Source organism: Actinomadura sp. WMMA1423 (genome assembly GCF_006547145.1).
Lineage (GTDB): Bacteria > Actinomycetota > Actinomycetes > Streptosporangiales > Streptosporangiaceae > Spirillospora.
In genome coordinates this window covers 3,909,731-3,927,227 of record NZ_CP041244.1, presented here as the reverse complement: position 1 = coordinate 3,927,227, position 17,497 = coordinate 3,909,731, and the positions used below count along the sequence as shown (strand labels likewise).

The window sequence follows — 17,497 nt, the reverse complement described above, 5'->3', positions numbered from 1 at the left end:
CACGGGTGCGGGGAGCCGGGTCCGGCGGGCGCCGGGTCCTCTGCGCGGCGCCCGCTCAGCGCAGTCTGGGGAGGCCGAGCCTGCGGCGCCGGCCGGTGTGCCGCCCCGCGCCGCCGCGCACCGCCTCGGCCGCCGCGCGGGCGGCCTCCTCCTCCGCTCGCGCCTGCTCGATGTGTGCCATGACCTCCCGGTGCGTCACCGACGGGGCCGGGTCGCGGCGCGTCCGCTGGGACGGGCTGCCGAGGATCACCCCGCCCATGACGGGACCGCGGTGCGGGAGGCCGTCGGGAGTGTGCGGGTAGCGGTGGCGCTTGCGCGAGGTCATGAGGACGACCGTCACCCAGGCGATGAGCGCCACGAAGATGACGGCCGGGCCGATTGCCAGGAAGTAGGCGTCCCCGAGGCGGTCGGACTGGCTGCCCTCGGGGCCGGTGAACGCGATGCCGAGGAGGGCCGAGCCGCCGCGCAGGGAGCCGCTCGGCCCGGGGGCGGCGAGCCCGGGGGCGGCGAGCCCGGGGGCGGCGAGCACCGCGCTGGCGACCATGAGGCGACACCTCCTCGCCCCACGCTTTACCCCGCGTCAGGCGGTTAACCGCCCGGCGCCGTCACAGCCCGCGCGACTGGGAGATCGAACCCGACGTGGCCAGCGTGAACGTGCGCATCGACTCGGCGAACTTCGACAGGTCCCACTCGGCCGGGCCCTCGTACCAGTAGAGGTTGTCGGCGCCCTCCGCGCGCTCGCCCGCGTCCTTCACCGTCTCCGCCCACTTCGCCACGAGGTCGAAGACCACCGCGTACGGCAGGAAACGCGAGAACAGCGCGATCCGCTGGCGCGCCGCCATGGACCCGTCGTCCGGGATGGCGCCGCGCTCCAGGAACGCGCGGAAACCGATCGTGTGCGCGAGGACCGTGGCGCCCCGCGACGTCTTCGCCGGCATGTACTGCCCGCCGTACGCCAGCGCCGCGCCCGCGATGATCAGCGCGAGCCCGGCCAGCGCCCACTCGGTGGTGAGCGCCAGCGCGACCGTCCCGCCGATGCCGAGCACCGTCACGAGGATGCCCGCGAGCGTCCACCGGGACCGGACGGTGTCCGGCCGCCGCGCGAACCAGCCCTGCTTCACCACGTCGTCGTACATCGCTGACCTGACCTGCGCCAGCTTCGTCGCGAACGTCCCGCCGAGGGCCGACAGCGCGACGGCGTCGAGCGCGGTCCCGTCCGGCGCGGTCAGCAGGGAGTCCAGCAGGATCCGCTCGTAGGGGAGCAGGTCGGTCTGCGGGCGGTCGAGGCGGCGCAGCGTCCAGTCGAGGCGGCCGGTGACGGCCCGGTCCTCCTCCTCGATCAGCAGGTAGCCGCGCACCGCGAGGTCGACGATCGTCGCGGTCACGTCGATCACGTCGGCCTGCTCGTCGATCAGCGTGCCGATCTGGCCGGGGCGCACCCCGTTCGGCGGCTCGAACTCCGACCCCGCCACCGGCACCTGGTCGCCCTCGGCGGCCCGCTTGCCGACGGTCCGCGCGTCCCGCCCGCGCAGCAGGTAGAGGGCGGCGACGCCGCCCACGAGCAGCACCAGCAGGCCGGCCAGCGCCGATCCGGTCACGGCGTTAACGGAGAACGCGGTCGCGACCGTGTGCCGGCGCTCGTAGATGGCGTGCCCGCCCGTCGTCCCGGCGGGCAGGCCGGCGACGACGGTCAGGTACTCGCCGGGCAGCATCCCCTGCTGCGCGAACACGCCCTGGGTGTGCGTGTGGTTCGTGTAGTACTGCGTGCAGCCGATCGTGCTGCCGATCGGGCCGGTGAAGCAGTTGACGTTGCGGATCATCGCGCCGCCGTCGACGACCGCCTTCGCCTCGTCCAGCGGGACCTTCCAGCCGCCGACCACCGGCCAGCGCAGCTCCTCCGCCGCGCCCATCCGGGTGATCGCGCCGCGCACCTGGTACTCCAGGACGACCGTGTGGTCGCCCGTCAGCTTCCGGTCGCCCGCGACCTTGACGATGGTGTTCAGGCCCTTGGGAGAGGACGTGGCCTTGGACGGGCCGCCGTCCGGGCTGGCCGCCCGCAGGTTCTCGATCCTGTAGACGCGGTCCTCGGTGACGCTCTCGTGCACCCGCGTCGGGTACGTCCGCTGGAAGCCGTCGTGCCCGGCGAACCGGTAGACGATCGTCTCCTTCACCCTGACCGTGCCGCCGCCGCCCGCGGTGAGGACGACGTCGTCCTTCAGCACCCGCTCCGCCGCCAGGGCGGACGTCGCCGCCCTGGGCGCACCGGCCCCGGACGCCGTGCCGCCGGCCTGGGACGCGGCCGCGGACGTGCTGGTCAGCAGGGGCACGGCCACCGCCGCCGAGAGCACCAGGGCCGCCGGACGTGACCGGAACATCGCCGCAAGAGCAGACATGGCCGCAAATGGTATCGGGAATGCGTGCGATGATTCTGCGCTATGGCAGGTCATTACCCCCCGCCGCCCCCTCCGCCGCGGCCCCCGGCGCCGCCCTACGGCCGGCCGCCCTACGGTGGGCCGCCGCAGGGGAGACCGCCGTACGGCGCTCCGGGGTACGGGCCTCCTGCCTACGGGCCGCCTCCGCAGTACCGGTACGTCCCGCTGCGCCCGCCGCCCCGCCGCAGCGCGGGCGGGACGATCGCGGGCATCTTCGGCGGCCTCACCTCCCTTGTCGTCCTGGTGATCCTCGCGCTCTCGTTCGTCAGCGGGAGCCGGGACGCGGTCGGCGGCACCGGGACCTCCACCACGTCCGGCGGCCCCTCGACGCCGCGCGAGAAGGCGACCAACAGCAAGATCTACCGGACGGGCGCGCTGACGTCGGTGAGCTGCCGCCTGCCGCGGATCCAGCCGTCCGCCGAGTCGATGCGCGGGTTCATGGACACCCTGAGCGACTGCCTGGACGCGGCGTGGGCCAAGCAGTTCACCAAGGCGGGCATCCCGTTCGACAGGCCCGACCGGGTGTTCTGGGTCGAACCGGGCCGCAGCCCGTGCGGCTCCTACCCGGCGCCCGGCGCGTCCGCGTTCTACTGCCCCGCCAACAACACGATGTACGTGGGGCTCCGGCACGTCGTGGAGACCTCGGGCGGCGAGCCGCTGTCCCACTACGCCGTCTACGCCCGGGTGATCGCGCACGAGTACGGGCACCACGTCCAGGACCGGGCCGGGATCCTGCTCTACGGCGACCGCCAGATGGAGACCGGCGACACCGCCACCCGCACCGAGGCGAGCCGCCGCATCGAACTCCAGGCCCAGTGCTTCGCGGGCGCGTTCCTCGGCAGCGAGCGCAGCACCCTGCCGATGACCCGCGAGCAGTACGATGCGATGGTCAGGGACGTGCTGGGCAGGGGCGACGACCGCCGTCCCCCGGAGAAGCGCGACCACGGTTCGGGCCGCCACTACGCGGGCTGGGTGGTCACCGGCTTCAACGGACGCGAGCTGAGGGTCTGCAACACCTGGGTCGCTCCCTCCTCCAAGGTGAGCTGACCGCCGGACGTTGAGTTCCTCGCACACGGGCGCCTGAGTACCGGTACTCAGGCCCTGGAGGAGGCCGGGACGCAGGCTCGTCCCATGACGACCTCCAAGCCGCCCCCTCAGGCCGGGTCCGCCGCGTTCTTCGTCCAGGCGGCGATCTCGTTCGCCGTCTCCAGCATCGCCGTCGGCGTCGGCGTGGCCTACCTGCCCGTCAGCGCGTGGGTCCGCGCCTTCCTGGCGATCGGCCTGCTGTACGTGATCACGTCCACGTTCACGCTGGCCAAGTGCGTCCGCGACCGGCAGGAGACCCAGGCCATCAGCACCCGGGTCGACCAGGCCCGGCTCGACAAGCTCCTCGCCGAGCACGACCCGTTCGCCACCCCGTCCGCGTGACCCCGTCCCCGTCCCGCACCCGGCGCCGCCGTTCCTGAGGGACGGCGGCGCGCGACCGTCGGACCAGGGGCGATGGAGCGATCTAGCTGGCATTTCCGGCATGTGAGGCGTTTCACCACGAAGTGCTAGCTATGGTGCTTGCAATAGCAAGCACCATGACGGAGAGTGGAGACATGGCGAGTTCGAAGGTCGGCTCCATCGGGGAGTACATCCGGGAGCAGCGCACGCGGGCGAAGATCTCGCTTCGCCAGCTCGCGGACGTGTCCGGGATCTCCAACCCGTACCTGAGCCAGATCGAACGCGGCCTGCGCAAGCCGAGCGCCGAGATCCTGCAGCAGATCGCCAAGGGGCTGCGGATCTCCGCCGAGGCGCTGTACGTGCAGGCCGGCATCCTCGAGGAGCGCGAGGCCGACACCGACGTGCAGGCCGCCGTCCGGGCCGACCTCGTCCTGACGGAGCGGCAGAAGCAGGTCCTGCTCGACATCTACGCGTCGTTCCTCAAGGAGAACGAGGCCGGCGGCGTCGTCGCCGGGCCCGCCGAGCCCGCCGTGCCCGAACAGACCGGCCCGCAGCAGGCCGGACCAGAACGCAATGGAAGGGATGAGGTCGGATGACGCTGGCCAGCAACCTCCGCGAGAACAAGGCCGTCTACGCCGTGGCCGGCGCCGGCGACTTCGCGGTGGAGAAGATCCGTGAGGTCCCCGAGCAGGTGACCAGGTACCAGGGCGAGGTCCGCGAGACCGTCGACCGCTACCGCGGGCAGGTCCGCGAGACCGTCGACCGCTACCGCGGCGAGGTCTCCCGGTACCAGCAGCGGGTGGACGCCAAGGACCTGCCGGGCGCCGCCGTCGCGTACGCCACGCACTTCGGCACCCGCGCCTTCGAGTTCATCGACGAGCTCGCCGAGCGCGGCAAGAAGGTCGTGCACCGCGAGGCCGTCGAGGTCGCCGAGATCTCGGCGGCCGACCGGGGCGCGCAGAAGCAGGCCCCGAAGACCCGCACCGCGCAGCGCAGGACGGCGCAGAGCAGGGCCACCGGGCAGTCCCGCTCCACCACGAAGAAGTAACGGCGCCACACGACGGAGCCCGGCCGGGAACACCCGGCCGGGCTCCGTCGTCTCTGCAAGTGCCTGGTCCATCGGGCCGCGCCGGTGGACGGTGCACGTAGGGTTGGGGCAGGCTGACCCGCGTGCGACCAGGAGTCGCCTTCCGAGACGAGCAGGAGCGCTGATCGCCGATGTCGGGCTTCAACGTGCTGGACTACTTCTTCTGGCTGCTGCTGATCATCGCGTTCGCGATGGAGGCGTGGGCCCTCATCGACTCGCTCACCGTGCCCGTCGACGCCTACGCGGCGGCGAGCAAGCAGAGCAAGAAGCTGTGGATGATCATTCTGATCGTCGCGACGGTGGTCGGCGCCGCGTACGCGGTCGCGCCGGTGGCGCTCGGCGCCAGCCCCATCGCGCTGCTGCTCGGCATCCTCCCGGTCGCCGCGTTCATCGCCGCCGCCGTCTACCTCGCCGACGTCCGTCCGGCCGTCGGCCCCTACAAGCGCAACAACGGCGGCCGCGGCGGCTCCCGCCAGGGCCCCTACGGCCCCTGGTGATCACCTGCGCTCCCCCCGATGACGGCCCTAGGGTGACGGCATGAGCACGGAGACCCTGGGCCGCACGACGCGGTTGGAACTGGACGACCAGGCCCTGCGGGAGTGGGAGGCGGTCGTCCTCGAAGCGGGCCCGGACGGCATCGTCCTCGACCGGTCGGCCTTCTACCCGGGCGGCGGCGGCCAGCCCCCGGACCACGGGGTGCTCCTCTGGCAGGGCGTCCAGACCCGGATCGCGGGCGTCCGCAAGGGCGACGACCTCGTGCTCATCCCCGAGGAGGGCGATCCGCTTCCGCCCGTCGGCACCGTCGTGCGGGGCGCGGTCGAGAACGAGCGGCGCACCGCGCTGATGCGCACCCATTCCGGCCTGCACCTGCTCTGCGGTGTCGTGTTCCGCGACTACGGCTGCCTCGTCACCGGCGGGAACATGGAGCCGCTGTCCGCGCGCATGGACTTCGACCTGCGCGAGGTCCCGCCCGGGTTCAAGCAGGCCGTCGAGGACGCGTGCAACGCCGAGGTCGAGGCCGACCGGCGCATCGACGTCAGGACGCTGCCCCGCGCCGAGGCGTTCGAGATCCCCGACATCATCCGGACGGCCACGAACCTGGTGCCGCCGGAGGTCCAGGACGTGCGGATCGTCGACATCGTCGGGCTCGACACCCAGGCGGACGGCGGCACCCACGTCGGCTCCACCAAGCAGATCGGCCGCCTCACGGTCGCCAAGGTCGAGAACAAGGGCCGCGGCTTCCGCCGCCTCCGCATCAAGATCACCGACTAGCGCGGCAGTCGCCGGCCGAGCTTCAACGGGTGAGCCGGGCACCGGGGGCGGGCGCCTCCGCCGGCCGGTGCCCGGCGGCTCAGGGGGAGGGACGCGACAGGGCGTCCACCGAGACCAGGCCGTGTTCGACCAGGTCGACGGCGCGGTCGAGCGCGGTTCGCATCGAGACGGGGTCGTAGCCCTCGCGGCGGCAGTGCGCGATGACGGCCTGCATGCCGCCGACCGCGATGCCGGCCGCGGCCACCGCGTCGATCTCGGAGATGCCGGGGCACAGTTCGCGCAGCAGCGCCTCGATCGCCTCCTGGGTGTCGTTCATGCGCTGGAGCGCCCGGGCGCGCAGGCCGGGGCGCTCCAGCATGAGGCGGATCTGGACGGGGCCGTAGTCGCGGTGCTCGGACACCACGGCCTCCAGGACGTCCACGATGCTGCGCCGGAGCGTCGCCACGGGCGTCTCGCCGGGGGTGGGCCGCAGTCGCTCGGCGACCTCGGCGAGGCGGTCGTCGATCTCGGCGAAGATCACGTCTTCCTTGGAGGGGAAGTAGCTGAAGAACGTGCGGGGTGAGACGTCGGCGGCGGCGGCGATGTCGGCGATCGTCGTCTCCTCGTAGCCGCGCTCGGCGAACAGGCGCAGCGCGGCCGTCGCGATGGCCTGCCGGGTGCGCATCTTCTTGCGCTCCCGCAGGCCCGGGCGGTCGCCGTCCTCCTCCATGTGACGGACGTTACCACGACTGCAAACTTGCATCTATTGCAAAAATGCACGGATGGGTGTTCTCTGCCGTCATGGCGCGATTCCTGGGGGTGCTCGGACGGCTCTGCGTGCGGAGGCGCCGCGCGGTGTTCGAGCTCTGGGTCGCCCTCATGCTCGGCGCGGGCGTCCTCGGCGTCATGCACGGGGGCATGTTCGTCCAGCAGAGCACGCTGCCCGGCACCGAGACCCAGCGCGCCCTCGACACGCTCCGGCAGGACTTCCCCGCGATGACCGGGCCGACCGCGACCGTCGTGTTCCACGAGACCCGCGAGGCGAGCCCCGCCGACTGGCGGGTGGCGCTCACCGTCGGCCAGTCGATCGACAACATCTCCAGGCTGAAGAGGGTCGCCTACGTCGAGAACCCGTACGTGCAGGGGCTGGGCGGGTTGAAGGACGACAACGCCGTCGTGGTCCGGCTCAACTTCACCGGCACGATGAGCGACGTCGACCACGCCGACCTCGACGCGCTGAACCGGGCGGTCGAGCCCGCGCGGATGGCGGGGCTGGAGGTCAGGTTCGGCGGGATCACCGCGATGATCCTCAACCAGCCCAAGGGCGGGCCGCAGGAGGGCGTCGGGATCCTGCTGGCGATGGTCGTGCTGCTGCTGGCGTTCGGCTCGTTCCTCGCGGCGGGCATCCCGATCGTGGTGTCGCTGTGCGGGATGGTGGTGGCGTACTCGCTGATCCACTTCCTGGCGTCGATGTTCCAGATCGCGCCGACCGCGCCGATGGTCGCCGCGATGCTAGGCATCGGCGCCGGGATCGACTACGCCCTGTTCATCGTGACGCGCTACCGGCAGCAGCTCGCCGAGGGAGACGACGTCGAGACCGCGGTCGGGCGCGCCATGGCGCACTCGGGCCACGCGGTCGTGTTCGCCGGCGGCACCGTCGTGTTCGCGATCTGCGGGCTGTTCCTGTCCGGCATCGCGTTCATCGGCCGCATCGGGATCGCCGCCGCGCTGACCGTGGCCATCATGGTCGCCGCCGCGCTGACCCTGCTCCCGGCCGTCCTCGGGGCCCTGGGCCCGCGCATCGACCGGTACCGGCTGCCCCGGACGCGCCCCGACCGCAGCTCCCGCCGCTGGGCGGCCTGGGGACGCCACGTCGACCGCCACGCCTGGCCCTACGCCGTCGTCGCGAGCCTGGTCCTGCTGACCCTGGCCATCCCGACGCTCAGCCTGCGGTTCGGCGTGATGGCCGACAGCATGTCGTCGCCGAAGATGGAGGCGCGGCAGGCCTACGACATCGTCGCCCGGGAGTTCGGCGCGGGACACTACAGCCCGTTCGTCGTGGTCGCGAAGGTGCCGGGCGCGGAGAAGACCGTCGAGCCGAAGCGCGTGGTGCCGACGGTCAGGGCCGGCGAGGGACTGTCCGGCCTGACGGGTCCGGCGGCGCCCGAGCCGAGCCCGTCCCCGAAGCCGTCGCTTCCCAAGGGCGCGCCGGACCCGGACAAGAAGCCCGACAAGCGCGCGGTCCTCGTCGGCCAGGAGCTGCGGCAGAAGCTCTCCGAGGCGCCGGGCGTGGTGTTCGTCGGGGAGCCCGCCGTGACCGGCACCACGGCGATCGTCCAGGTCATCCCAAGGGACGCCCCGCACGCCCAGTCGACGACCGATCTCGTCCACCGCCTGCGGAAGACGGAGATCCGCGACGTGCGGGAGGCCCATCCGGGCACCCGGATCTACCTCGGCGGCGAGAACCCCGCGATCATCGACATCGCCACCACGGTCGGCGAGCGCATGCCGGTCGTCGTGGTCGCGGTGGTGGGGGTCGCCCTGCTGCTGCTGGTCGTCGCGTTCCGGTCGGTCATCGTCCCGGTGAAGGCCGCCCTGATGAACCTGCTGTCGATCGGGGCCTCGTTCGGGGTGGTCACGGCGGTCTTCCAGTGGGGCTGGGGAGTCGAGCTGTTCGGCGTCGACCAGGCCATCCCCATCATGTCGTTCATCCCGCTGTTCATGTTCGCCCTGATCTTCGGGCTGTCCATGGACTACGAGGTCTTCCTGCTGTCGCGGATCAAGGAGGAGTACGACCGGACGGGCGATCCGCACGAGTCCGTCGTGACCGGCATCGGGGTCACCGCCCGCCTCATCACCTCGGCCGCGCTCATCATGATCTTCGTGTTCGCCAGCTTCGTCCCGCAGCCGGACCCGATGGTGAAGATGATGGCCCTGGGGCTGGCCGTCGCCGTCGCCATGGACGCCACGATCGTGCGCCTCATGCTCGTCCCCGCGCTGATGAGCCTGCTCGGCCACGCCAACTGGTGGTGGCCCGGCCGCTCCCGCCCGACGCCGCCGCCTCCGGAGCCCGTCAACGAGCAGCTCGAACTGGAGCTCATCACCTAGACCGGCGGCCGGTGCTAGGGGATCTGCTCCACGCGGACGCCGGGCACGGCCTCGTAGAGGCCGGGGTCGGCGGTGACCAGCGGCCAGCGGCGCCACCGGGCCGACCAGGCCGCCTGGGCGGCGTCCATGCCGAGGTTCGGGATCGTCGTGACCAGCAGCCCGGTCTGCTGGGCGATCACGTCGTCGAGGTCGTCGACGTGCACGACCTGCATGCCGGGCAGGCGCTCCAGCACGGCGCGGCCGTGGTCGGGGACGAGCTGCCAGGCGCGGGCGAGCGCCGTCGCCGGGATGACGATCGTGGCGTGCTGGGCGATGGACGCGCGGAGCCGGGCGCGGACGTAGACGGTCTTGCCGGTGGCGAGGTCCAGGAGTGCGGTCGCGTCGAAGACGTGACCGGTGATCACGCGACGTCCCGGCGGGCCGAGGGGCCGCCCTCGACCAGCCGGTCGACCATCGCCTGCTCGTCCGGGCTCGGCGGGCCGAACAGGTCGTCGATGGTGGACGCGTCCCGCAGGTAGGCCAGTTTCAGCCGCGCGCCGTCCGCGAGGAACCCCGACACCGAGGCGATCTTCTTGTCCTCGGCGAGCCCCTGGAGCGTGGCGGCAAGCTCGTCGGGCAGCGTGATGTTGAGTCTCGCCATGGAGCACACGATACACACTCAAGGGCCCTTCAGTGTGTACTCGGGTCCTCTGGATGACATCTGGCGGTGCGGTGTCGATCCGGCGGGAGGCCGTTCGTGTAGGGGGTGGAACATCGGTGCCCGAGGAGGATGGTGAGGAAGATGGACGAGATGCGGACGCTGCTGGACGGCCGCGGACTGGTCGAGTCGCCGCGCTGGCATGACGGCAGGCTGTACTTCTCCGACTGGTCGGCCGGCGAGGTCGTCTCGGTGGGCCTGGACGGCGCCGCCGATGTGGTGGCGCGGGTGAAGTCGCTCCCGCTGTGCACCGCCTGGCTCCCCGACGGCCGGCTGCTGATCGTCTCGTCGGAGGACGGGCGGCTGCTGCGCCGCGAACCGGACGGCTCCCTCGTCACGCACGCCGACCTTGGCCGGCCGGGGTGGAACGACATCGTCGTCGACGGCCGCGGGGGCGTCTATGTCAACCGCGTCGGCTTCGACCCGATGGCCGGGGAGGTCACCTCGCCCGGGACGGTCGTCTTCGTGGACGCGGACGGTTCGGTGCGCGAGGTGGCCGACGACATCGCGTTCCCCAACGGCATGACCGTGACGGCCGACGACTCCACGCTGATCGTCGCCGACTCCTACGCGAGCCGTCTCGTGGCCTTCGACATCGGCGCGGACGGGAGCCTGTCCGGGCGCCGGGTCTGGGCGGACCTCGGCGACGGCGCCCCGGACGGCATCTGCGCGGACGCGGAGAACGCCGTCTGGTACGCCGACGTACCCAACCGGCGGTGCGTGCGCGTCGCCGAGGGCGGGGAGGTGCTGCGCACGGTCGAACTCGACCGCGGAGGCTTCGCCTGCGTCCTGGGCGGGCCGGAGGGGACCACGCTGTTCGTCACCGCCGCCGAATGGCGCGGCATGACCGAGGCCGAGATGGTGGTGCCGGGCAGCGGCCGGGTGCTCACGGTCGAGGTCGACGTCCCGGGCGCCGGACGCCCCTGACCGACCGCTGGGGTCCGGTCCGCGCCTCGGCCCCGCCGCCGAGCCCCGGTCAGCCTGCCTGGTCGTCCGCTCGGCGGGGCCGCGGCGCGGGCAGCGGGAACAGGTCCTTCAGCCTGCGCAGGACCTCCTCGTCGCCGGACACCGAGGCGGAGCCGTCCTCGATCGCCTGGCCGAGGGCGCGGCCGCCGACCAGGCCGAGGAACGCCTCCTCGCTCATGGTGACGGTCGCGTCCGGGCGCTGGGCGGGCCCGTGCAGCACCTCGATCGCGCCGTCGTCGATCCGGGCGTGGAAGACCTCGTCGTCGACACGGAACTCGTACACCGCGCGCAGCCCGGCGGCCGCCTCCTGGTCGAAGCAGGCCTGCAGCCCGAGCAGCGCCCAGCCCGGATGGAACGTCTCGTCCGGGCGCCGCTCGTCCATCGCCCACTTCAGGCCCCACCGGGCCAGCGCAAGGATCGCGGGCCCGAGCTCCTCGCCCGCCTCGGTGAGGGCGTAGGCGGGGGTGCGGGCGGGCGGCGGCAGCACGGTCCTGCGCGCCAGGCCCTCGCGCTCCAGCAGCTTCAGGCGGGCGGCGAGCAGCCCGGTGCCGAGGCCGCGCAGGCCGGCCTGCAGATCGCCGAACCGCTTCGGCCCGGTCAGCAGCTCGCGGACCAGCAGCAGCGTCCAGCGCTCGCCCACGAGATCGAGGGTGCGCGCCGTCGCGCAGTACTGGTTGTACGTTCGCTGTTCCACCGCATCACTCTAGGCGCGCGTCACCCCGGGCCGGGCGCTTCCAGGATCACGCGCGCGATCGCCTCCGGATCGGTGACCATCACGTCGTGCGGGCCGTCGATCGGAACCGTCCGGTACCCGAGGGACGCGCCGAACTCCCGGAAGGGGAACGTGTGCGGCTCGCAGTGGACGGCCGTCCCGGGGATCCCGTCCACGGCGCCGCTCAGGCGGGTGGCCTCGGTGAAGGTCCGCAGCGGCTGCGGGACGAGCCGCTCCGCCAGCCACTCCGCCTCGTCGGTGACGCCGAACAGCGCCGGGGGCAGGGGCGGGATGAAGCGCCCGTCCCCGTTCGCCTCGGCCGCCTTGCGCATCGCCTCCACGAAGAAGTCGGGGGCCAGGCCGAACAGGCTCGCGCCGTCGGGGCCCGCCCAGCCGTCCACCAGGACGATGTGGTCGACGGCCTCGGGCCGCGCGTCGGCGGCCTCACGGACGACCAGTCCCGCGTAGCTGTGCCCGACCAGCACGCACTCGTCGCGGACGGTGCCGACGGCGGCGGCGACCGTGCCGGCGTGGTCGTGCAGCCCGTGGTCGCCCCGCAGGTCCGGGACGAGCGTGCGCGCTCCGGCGGCGGCGAGCGCCGGGACGACCCGCTCCCAGGCGGAGGGCCCGTGCCAGGCGCCGTGGACGAGGACGAACGTGGTCATCGGATCTCCTTGCCGCGCAGCAGGGGGAGCAGCCGGCCGGCGAACTCCTCCAGTGCCGTGTCGTGGTCCTCGGCCGCCAGCCGGACGACCAGGTGGCGGGCGCCGGCCTCGGCATAGCCGGCCAGCCAGTCGGCGGCCTGTCCGGGCGGCCCGGCGAAGACGGTCTGGATCGACGCGACGAACTCCAGCGGCGCGTTGTAGTAGCGCTCGATGCTCGTCCGCAGCCTCCGCCGCGCCTTCTCCGGGTCGTCGTCCAGGCAGAGCGTCGCGTACAGCGCGGGGGTGACCGGACGGGCCGCCGCCTCCCGGACCGTCTTGTGCTCCTCCGCGTACGTCGCGGGGTCGGGCGGGTAGGGGAGCCAGCCGTCGGCGAGGCGCGCGACGCGGCGCAGCGCGGGCCCGCCGCTCCCCGCCAGCCAGATCGGCGGCCCTCCCGGACGAGCGGGCGGGGGAGCGAGCCGGACGTCCTCGAACGCGAAGTGCTCGCCCCGGTGGGAGACGGCCGCCCCGCTCCAGAGCAGCCGCATCGCCTCGATGGACTCCTCCAGCCGCCCGAGCCTGCGTGCGTACCCGGCGCCGACCGCCGTGAACTGGGCCTCGGTCGCGGGGGTGGGGAACCCGCCGCCCATGCCCGCGACCAGCCGCCCGCCCGACAGCCGGTCGAGGGTGGCGAGCTGGTGCGCCACCAGCACCGGGTGCCGCAGCGCCGGCAGCAGCACCGCCGTGCCGAGCGTGATCCGCTCGGTGGCCTGCGACACGGCGGCCATCAGCAGCAGCGGGTCGGCGCGCGGCCGGGTCACCGGGCTCTCGCCCGCCCAGACCGAGTCGAGCCCGAGCTCCTCCGCCCGGCGCGCCTGGGCCACCAGCCGCCCCGGGTCGTGCTCGCCCGACATGTCCTGCTCCCGCGTCGGCAGCACGTACCCGACCCGCAACCCCGCCATCCCGCCTCCCGACCGTCCGCGACGGCCCGAGCCTAGCCAGTTGTTTCCTGTTTTTGAAGTATCTACTTCAAAAACAGGAAACCGCTGGTGTTCGCGATCGGCATGGCGGGCGCCGGGCGCCGGGCGTCCCTGAACGAGCGCTGCCGGGGGCCGCACACGAAAGGGGACGGCGGGAAGGGGGCACCCCTTCCCGCCGTCGGTGTTCGGCCGGTGGCGATGCCACCGGCCGTTCCTCAGCCGCGCTGCCGGTCTTGCTCGGCGATCAGCTCGTGCGCCTCCAGGCGGCGGGCCTCCGCGTCCAGTTGCGCGGCGAGTTCGGGGCTTGTGGCTCGGACCTTGTCGGCGGCCTCTCGCGCCTCTTGGGGCGTGACGTCTCCTTGGCCCATTTTCGGTGCTCCCTTCGGTTGCTTGGCGTCCCAGTCGAACGGCGACGCTCCTACGAGCCGACCGTCCGAGGATCACGCTGGGCCGCAATCCGGGACGCGGACGAGCGGGGAGCGGTGTGCGGTGGGGGGTTGCGGGGTCGGCACAATCGCCTGGCATGGACCTCTACGACGTCATCCACCGCCGGCGCGACGTGCGCGGCGAGTTCACCGGTGCACCTATCCCGCGCGATGTGCTCGACCGGGTCCTGGAGGCCGCGCACGCCGCGCCGAGCGTCGGGCTGTCCCAGCCGTGGGACTTCGTGCTCGTGGGCGATCCCGCGATCCGGAGGGCCTTCCACGAGCACGTCCGCTCCGAGCGCGCCGCCTTCGCCGCCACCCTGGCGGGCGCCGCCGCCGAGCGCTTCGCCCGTATCAAGATCGACGGGGTCCTGGAGTCGAGCCTGTCGATCGTGGTCACCTACGATCCCGAGCGCGGGGGCCCGGCGGTCCTCGGGCGGCACGCGATCGCCGACGCGGGGCTGTACTCGGTGTGCCTGGCCATCCAGAACCTGTGGCTCGCCGCGACCGCCGAGGGCCTCGGCGTCGGGTGGGTGTCGTTCTACCGGGAGCCCTACTTGCGCGGCCTGCTCGGCATCCCGGAGACGATCCGTCCGGTCGCGTGGCTCTGCCTCGGCCCGGTCACCCACCTGGAACCCGTTCCGGATCTCGAACGGCACGGCTGGCGGCGGCGCAGGGCACTGGACGCGGCGGTCCATCACGACCGCTGGACGGAACCGGCGGGGTGACCCGGAGGCGGAGGGCCATGTAGGCCAGGAACGCGAGGCCCGCGAGCAGGTAGCAGTTGGCGACCGGGGCCAGCAGGAGGTGGACGCCGTACTCGCGCGGACCGCCGCCGTGAGGCGTCCACCACAGGGGCGAGACGGCGAAGAGGACGAAGGCGGCCGCCGCGCTCTTGCGGTGGCCGTTCCGCAGGAGCACCGCGAGGGCCGGGACGATCCACACCCAGTGGTGGGCCCAGGAGATCGGGGAGACGAGCAGGCCGGTCGCGCCGGCGGCCGCCGTCGCGCTCAGCCAGTCGCCCCGCCTCGCCCAGGCGGCGGCGAGCGCGAGCCCGGAGATGCCGGCGGTCAGCGGCACCACCGTGTACCAGCCGCCGATCTCGGCCGTTCCTCCCGATACGCGGGCCAGAGCGCCATAGGGGGACTGGTTGCTGATGTACGGGACGCCCACGCGGGAGGTGTCGTAGAAGGTGTGCAGCCAGTAGAGGCGGGACGCGTCCGGGGCGACGGCGTAGGCGAGGAGAGTGCAGACGGCGAAGGTCGCGGTGGCCGTCACGGCGTCCTTCGTCCGCCGGCTCAGCAGGAGCAGGACGACGAAGGCGGCCGGCGTCAGTTTGATCGCGGTCGCCAGCCCGATGCCGATTCCGGCCGGACGGCCGCGGGCGATCCGGTGCAGGTCGGCGAGGACCAGGGCGAGAAGGAAGAGGTTGACCTGGCCCAGGAAGAACGACTGCCAGACCGGCTGGAGGAGCAGGCCCGCCGCCACCACGGGCACGAGGGGCACCCTGCGGCCCGCCATTCTCACCGTCAGCGCGCACGCCGCTATGAAGGCTCCCAGCGAGGCCATTTGCCACAGCATGCGGGCAAGGAGGAGCGGCAGTTCGGCGAGCGGGACGAACAGCGCGGCCATGAAGGGCGTGTTGGTGAAGTAGTGGTCGGCCAGCTGCGCCCGGTAGAGGCCGGAGCCTTCCGTGACGGCATGGCCGCCCAGCCAGTAGATGCGGAAATCCAGGGAGTCGTAAACGGCGGAGAAAACGACGATCGCGAGGACTTCGACAGCAAGGAGGAATGGCGCCCGGCGCTTCATTCCGGTAACGGTGCCGCCGGGGCCGTTCACCGCGCATCGGGCCGCCGGACACATTCGCCAAAGGCGCCTGTGGCCCGTGGGACTACGCCTCCGGGCCAATGTGCCCGGAGGGGGTCGGCGGTTACGATCGGCGCATGTCAGCCCTGTCGGCGAGCCGCCTGAGCCGCGGCACGGGGACGGTCCTCGCCTGGAGCGGCGCCGCCGCGTACCCGGTGGTCCTGTTCCTCACGTTCTCCCATGGAAGGACCGCCTTCCAGCAATTGGAGATCCCCATCGCGGCCGGGCTCACGGCCCTTGTGCTCTTCCTGGTGCGGAGGCGGGCCCTCACCGCCCACGCGATCCTGCTCCTCGCCTGGATCCTCGCCCTGCTGGCGCTCCCGGTCGGGACCGTCGGCGGCCTGCTGATCCTGCTCACCGGCGTCTCGTCCGGTTACGTCACGGCGACGCGTCCGCGGAAGGCCTCCGTCCCCGTCGCCGTCGCGACGGGGCTCCTCCAGGCCGGGGCCGTCGCCGCGTTCCTGCGGGCCGACGAGCTCCTGCTCATGACGGTCCTGCTGGCGTCGGCCGTCACCTTCATGGCGGGGAACTCGGTCAGGACGCGGCGCGCGCACGCCGAGGCGATGCGGGAGCAGGCCACCGCGCAGGCCGTCGCGGCCGAGCGGCTCCGGATCGCGCGGGAGCTGCACGACATGGTCGCCCACAGCATCGGGATCATCGCGATCCAGGCGGGCGTGGGCGGACGGGTCATCGACACCCAGCCCGCCGAGGCCCGCAACGCGCTCCAGGCCATCGAGGCCACCAGCCGCGACACCCTGTCCGGGCTGCGGCGGATGCTCACCGCGCTTCGCAGGGACGACCCGGGGGCGGCGCCGCTCGGCCCCGCCCCCGGCCTCGCCGACCTCGACCGCCTCGCCGAGGCCGCGCGGGACGCGGGCCTCGCCGTCGACCTCCGGACTGAGGGCGAGCCGACACCGCTGCCACCCGACGTCGACCTGTCCGCGTACCGGATCGTCCAGGAGGCGGTCACGAACGTCGTCCGGCACGCGGGCACCGACCGCTGCCGGGTGACGGTCGGCTACGGCGACGGCGAGCTGGCCGTCGAGATCGAGGACGACGGGCGCGGCGGCGTGGTCGGCACCGGATACGGCCTCGTCGGGATGCGGGAGCGGGTCGCCCTGCTGCGCGGCGAGTTCTCCGCCGGTCCGCGCCCCGGCGGAGGCTTCCGGGTGGCGGCGCGGATCCCGGCGCCGGCGGCGGCCCCGTGACCATCCGCGTGCTGCTGGCCGACGACCAGCCGCTGATCCGCGCCGGCCTGCGCGTCCTGATCGCCGACACCCCCGACCTGGAGATCGCGGGCGAGGCCGGGACCGGGGCCGAGGCGGTCAGGCTCGTGGCGGAGACGGCCCCCGACGTGGTCGTCATGGACATCCGCATGCCCGACATGGACGGCATCGAGGCCACCCGGCGGATCACCCGCGCGGGCGGGGGCACCGTCCACGTGCTGATGCTGACCACGTTCGACGACGACGACTACGTCTACGGCTCGCTCCGGGCGGGCGCCGGCGGGTTCCTCGTCAAGGACATGGCGCTGGAGGAGATCCTGGCGGCGATCCGCGTCGTCGCGGGCGGGGACGGCCTGATCGCGCCGAGCGTCACCCGGCGGCTGATCGAGGAGTTCGCGGCGCGTCCGGAACCGGCCGCCGGGCGGCCGCGGCACGTGGACGGCGTCACCGGGCGCGAGCGGGAGGTGCTGACCCTCGTCGGGCGCGGCCTGACCAACCAGGAGATCGCCGCGGAGCTGTTCATCAGCGTGGCCACCGCCAAGGCGCACGTCGCGCGGCTGCTGGCCAAGCTCGGCGCCCGCGACCGCGTCCAGCTCGTCATCATCGCCTACGAGCACGGCCTCGTCGCGCCCCCTACAGGCGGTAGTACTACCTGAC

General features: G+C 73.0%; 21 protein-coding genes. 11 read left to right on the top strand and 10 right to left on the bottom strand.

All coding sequences use genetic code 11. The features are described 5' to 3' along the window. Positions 1-55: 55 nt before the first annotated feature. Positions 56-544: a hypothetical protein gene (locus FKD65_RS18190; RefSeq protein WP_141578631.1), complete on the bottom strand. Its 489-nt coding sequence runs from the start codon at positions 542-544 to the stop codon at positions 56-58. Positions 545-605: 61 nt separating this feature from the next. Next, positions 606-2,393 (bottom strand): DUF2207 domain-containing protein, encoded by a 1,788-nt coding sequence (locus FKD65_RS18185; RefSeq protein ID WP_240810216.1) that lies wholly within the window; start codon positions 2,391-2,393, stop codon positions 606-608. Between the two features lie 42 nt (positions 2,394-2,435). Here FKD65_RS18185 and FKD65_RS18180 point away from each other — a divergent pair, with 42 nt between their 5' ends. The 6 genes from FKD65_RS18180 (at position 2,436) to FKD65_RS18155 (ending at position 6,237) form a co-directional block, all read left to right on the top strand. Then, positions 2,436-3,479: a neutral zinc metallopeptidase gene (locus FKD65_RS18180; RefSeq protein ID WP_141578630.1), complete on the top strand. Its 1,044-nt coding sequence runs from the start codon at positions 2,436-2,438 to the stop codon at positions 3,477-3,479. A gap of 84 nt (positions 3,480-3,563) precedes the next feature. Next, positions 3,564-3,860, top strand: coding sequence for a YiaA/YiaB family inner membrane protein (locus FKD65_RS18175; RefSeq protein ID WP_141578629.1), 297 nt, complete (start codon positions 3,564-3,566; stop codon positions 3,858-3,860). A 173-nt stretch (positions 3,861-4,033) separates the two neighbouring features. Continuing rightward, the gene (locus FKD65_RS18170) at positions 4,034-4,474 is read left to right on the top strand and encodes a helix-turn-helix domain-containing protein (RefSeq protein ID WP_240810215.1); all 441 of its coding nucleotides are present in this window, start codon (positions 4,034-4,036) and stop codon (positions 4,472-4,474) included. Beyond that, complete coding sequence (locus tag FKD65_RS18165; RefSeq protein WP_141578628.1) at positions 4,471-4,926, top strand: hypothetical protein; 456 nt, start codon at positions 4,471-4,473, stop codon at positions 4,924-4,926. The genes FKD65_RS18170 and FKD65_RS18165 overlap by 4 nt, the downstream gene beginning before the upstream one ends. A gap of 170 nt (positions 4,927-5,096) precedes the next feature. Then, the gene (locus tag FKD65_RS18160) at positions 5,097-5,462 is read left to right on the top strand and encodes a DUF2516 family protein (RefSeq protein WP_240810214.1); all 366 of its coding nucleotides are present in this window, start codon (positions 5,097-5,099) and stop codon (positions 5,460-5,462) included. A gap of 40 nt (positions 5,463-5,502) precedes the next feature. Continuing rightward, complete coding sequence (locus FKD65_RS18155) at positions 5,503-6,237, top strand: alanyl-tRNA editing protein (RefSeq protein ID WP_141578627.1); 735 nt, start codon at positions 5,503-5,505, stop codon at positions 6,235-6,237. 79 nt (positions 6,238-6,316) lie between these two features. Here FKD65_RS18155 and FKD65_RS18150 read toward each other — a convergent pair whose 3' ends face one another. Beyond that, positions 6,317-6,946 (bottom strand): TetR family transcriptional regulator, encoded by a 630-nt coding sequence (locus FKD65_RS18150; protein WP_141578626.1) that lies wholly within the window; start codon positions 6,944-6,946, stop codon positions 6,317-6,319. A 71-nt stretch (positions 6,947-7,017) separates the two neighbouring features. On the opposite strand from FKD65_RS18150, the gene FKD65_RS18145 reads away from it, so the two are divergent. Next, entirely contained in the window at positions 7,018-9,324 is a 2,307-nt protein-coding gene (locus FKD65_RS18145; protein WP_168221087.1) for an MMPL family transporter, read from the top strand. Positions 9,325-9,338: 14 nt separating this feature from the next. Here the strand turns inward: FKD65_RS18145 and FKD65_RS18140 are convergent, their stop codons facing one another. Both FKD65_RS18140 and FKD65_RS18135 read right to left on the bottom strand, forming a co-directional pair. After that, positions 9,339-9,728, bottom strand: coding sequence for a hypothetical protein (locus FKD65_RS18140; RefSeq protein WP_141578624.1), 390 nt, complete (start codon positions 9,726-9,728; stop codon positions 9,339-9,341). Next, the gene (locus tag FKD65_RS18135) at positions 9,725-9,964 is read right to left on the bottom strand and encodes a hypothetical protein (protein WP_141578623.1); all 240 of its coding nucleotides are present in this window, start codon (positions 9,962-9,964) and stop codon (positions 9,725-9,727) included. The genes FKD65_RS18140 and FKD65_RS18135 overlap by 4 nt, the downstream gene beginning before the upstream one ends. 141 nt (positions 9,965-10,105) lie before the next feature. Between FKD65_RS18135 and FKD65_RS18130 the strand changes: the two genes are divergently transcribed. Next, positions 10,106-10,948, top strand: a complete 843-nt coding sequence (locus tag FKD65_RS18130) for an SMP-30/gluconolactonase/LRE family protein (protein ID WP_141578622.1) — start codon at positions 10,106-10,108, stop codon at positions 10,946-10,948. Between the two features lie 49 nt (positions 10,949-10,997). On the opposite strand, the gene FKD65_RS18125 is transcribed toward FKD65_RS18130, so the two are convergent. The 4 genes from FKD65_RS18125 to FKD65_RS44310 all read right to left on the bottom strand — a co-directional run bounded on the left by FKD65_RS18125 (position 10,998) and on the right by FKD65_RS44310 (position 13,691). Continuing rightward, positions 10,998-11,681 carry a winged helix-turn-helix transcriptional regulator gene (locus FKD65_RS18125; protein WP_141578621.1) on the bottom strand — a complete coding sequence of 228 codons (684 nt, stop codon included), beginning with the start codon at positions 11,679-11,681 and terminating at the stop codon, positions 10,998-11,000. A 20-nt stretch (positions 11,682-11,701) separates the two neighbouring features. Continuing rightward, positions 11,702-12,364 (bottom strand): alpha/beta fold hydrolase, encoded by a 663-nt coding sequence (locus FKD65_RS18120; RefSeq protein WP_141578620.1) that lies wholly within the window; start codon positions 12,362-12,364, stop codon positions 11,702-11,704. Continuing rightward, the gene (locus tag FKD65_RS18115) at positions 12,361-13,305 is read right to left on the bottom strand and encodes an LLM class flavin-dependent oxidoreductase (protein ID WP_141578619.1); all 945 of its coding nucleotides are present in this window, start codon (positions 13,303-13,305) and stop codon (positions 12,361-12,363) included. The genes FKD65_RS18120 and FKD65_RS18115 overlap by 4 nt, the downstream gene beginning before the upstream one ends. Before the next feature lie 233 nt (positions 13,306-13,538). Then, positions 13,539-13,691: a hypothetical protein gene (locus tag FKD65_RS44310; RefSeq protein ID WP_168221086.1), complete on the bottom strand. Its 153-nt coding sequence runs from the start codon at positions 13,689-13,691 to the stop codon at positions 13,539-13,541. A gap of 155 nt (positions 13,692-13,846) precedes the next feature. Here FKD65_RS44310 and bluB point away from each other — a divergent pair, with 155 nt between their 5' ends. Further along, the gene (gene bluB / locus FKD65_RS18110) at positions 13,847-14,476 is read left to right on the top strand and encodes a 5,6-dimethylbenzimidazole synthase (RefSeq protein ID WP_141578618.1); all 630 of its coding nucleotides are present in this window, start codon (positions 13,847-13,849) and stop codon (positions 14,474-14,476) included. Here the strand turns inward: bluB and FKD65_RS18105 are convergent. Beyond that, on the bottom strand, positions 14,370-15,557 hold the full coding sequence (locus tag FKD65_RS18105) for a glycosyltransferase 87 family protein (protein WP_168221085.1): 1,188 nt from the start codon (positions 15,555-15,557) through the stop codon (positions 14,370-14,372). The genes bluB and FKD65_RS18105 overlap by 107 nt on opposite strands. Positions 15,558-15,691: 134 nt before the next feature. Here FKD65_RS18105 and FKD65_RS18100 point away from each other — a divergent pair, with 134 nt between their 5' ends. Together FKD65_RS18100 and FKD65_RS18095 are read left to right on the top strand one after the other, a co-directional pair. Beyond that, positions 15,692-16,822 (top strand): sensor histidine kinase, encoded by a 1,131-nt coding sequence (locus FKD65_RS18100; protein WP_141578616.1) that lies wholly within the window; start codon positions 15,692-15,694, stop codon positions 16,820-16,822. Further along, the gene (locus tag FKD65_RS18095; RefSeq protein ID WP_141578615.1) at positions 16,819-17,496 is read left to right on the top strand and encodes a response regulator transcription factor; all 678 of its coding nucleotides are present in this window, start codon (positions 16,819-16,821) and stop codon (positions 17,494-17,496) included. Before FKD65_RS18100 ends, FKD65_RS18095 begins: the two co-directional genes overlap by 4 nt. Position 17,497 lies beyond the last annotated feature (1 nt).

What these genes read in the sequence shown, in the direction of transcription:
- FKD65_RS18190 (WP_141578631.1), bottom strand. Translation starts at nt 544, where the DNA reads ATGGTCGCCAGCGCGGTGCTCGCCGCCCCCGGGCTCGCCGCCCCCGGG.
- FKD65_RS18185 (WP_240810216.1), bottom strand. Translation starts at nt 2,393, where the DNA reads ATGTCTGCTCTTGCGGCGATGTTCCGGTCACGTCCGGCGGCCCTGGTG.
- FKD65_RS18180 (WP_141578630.1), top strand. Translation starts at nt 2,436, where the DNA reads ATGGCAGGTCATTACCCCCCGCCGCCCCCTCCGCCGCGGCCCCCGGCG.
- FKD65_RS18175 (WP_141578629.1), top strand. Translation starts at nt 3,564, where the DNA reads ATGACGACCTCCAAGCCGCCCCCTCAGGCCGGGTCCGCCGCGTTCTTC.
- FKD65_RS18170 (WP_240810215.1), top strand. Translation starts at nt 4,034, where the DNA reads ATGGCGAGTTCGAAGGTCGGCTCCATCGGGGAGTACATCCGGGAGCAG.
- FKD65_RS18165 (WP_141578628.1), top strand. Translation starts at nt 4,471, where the DNA reads ATGACGCTGGCCAGCAACCTCCGCGAGAACAAGGCCGTCTACGCCGTG.
- FKD65_RS18160 (WP_240810214.1), top strand. Translation starts at nt 5,097, where the DNA reads ATGTCGGGCTTCAACGTGCTGGACTACTTCTTCTGGCTGCTGCTGATC.
- FKD65_RS18155 (WP_141578627.1), top strand. Translation starts at nt 5,503, where the DNA reads ATGAGCACGGAGACCCTGGGCCGCACGACGCGGTTGGAACTGGACGAC.
- FKD65_RS18150 (WP_141578626.1), bottom strand. Translation starts at nt 6,946, where the DNA reads ATGGAGGAGGACGGCGACCGCCCGGGCCTGCGGGAGCGCAAGAAGATG.
- FKD65_RS18145 (WP_168221087.1), top strand. Translation starts at nt 7,018, where the DNA reads ATGGCGCGATTCCTGGGGGTGCTCGGACGGCTCTGCGTGCGGAGGCGC.
- FKD65_RS18135 (WP_141578623.1), bottom strand. Translation starts at nt 9,964, where the DNA reads ATGGCGAGACTCAACATCACGCTGCCCGACGAGCTTGCCGCCACGCTC.
- FKD65_RS18130 (WP_141578622.1), top strand. Translation starts at nt 10,106, where the DNA reads ATGGACGAGATGCGGACGCTGCTGGACGGCCGCGGACTGGTCGAGTCG.
- FKD65_RS18120 (WP_141578620.1), bottom strand. Translation starts at nt 12,364, where the DNA reads ATGACCACGTTCGTCCTCGTCCACGGCGCCTGGCACGGGCCCTCCGCC.
- FKD65_RS18115 (WP_141578619.1), bottom strand. Translation starts at nt 13,305, where the DNA reads ATGGCGGGGTTGCGGGTCGGGTACGTGCTGCCGACGCGGGAGCAGGAC.
- FKD65_RS44310 (WP_168221086.1), bottom strand. Translation starts at nt 13,691, where the DNA reads ATGGGCCAAGGAGACGTCACGCCCCAAGAGGCGCGAGAGGCCGCCGAC.
- bluB (WP_141578618.1), top strand. Translation starts at nt 13,847, where the DNA reads ATGGACCTCTACGACGTCATCCACCGCCGGCGCGACGTGCGCGGCGAG.
- FKD65_RS18105 (WP_168221085.1), bottom strand. Translation starts at nt 15,557, where the DNA reads ATGAAGCGCCGGGCGCCATTCCTCCTTGCTGTCGAAGTCCTCGCGATC.
- FKD65_RS18100 (WP_141578616.1), top strand. Translation starts at nt 15,692, where the DNA reads ATGTCAGCCCTGTCGGCGAGCCGCCTGAGCCGCGGCACGGGGACGGTC.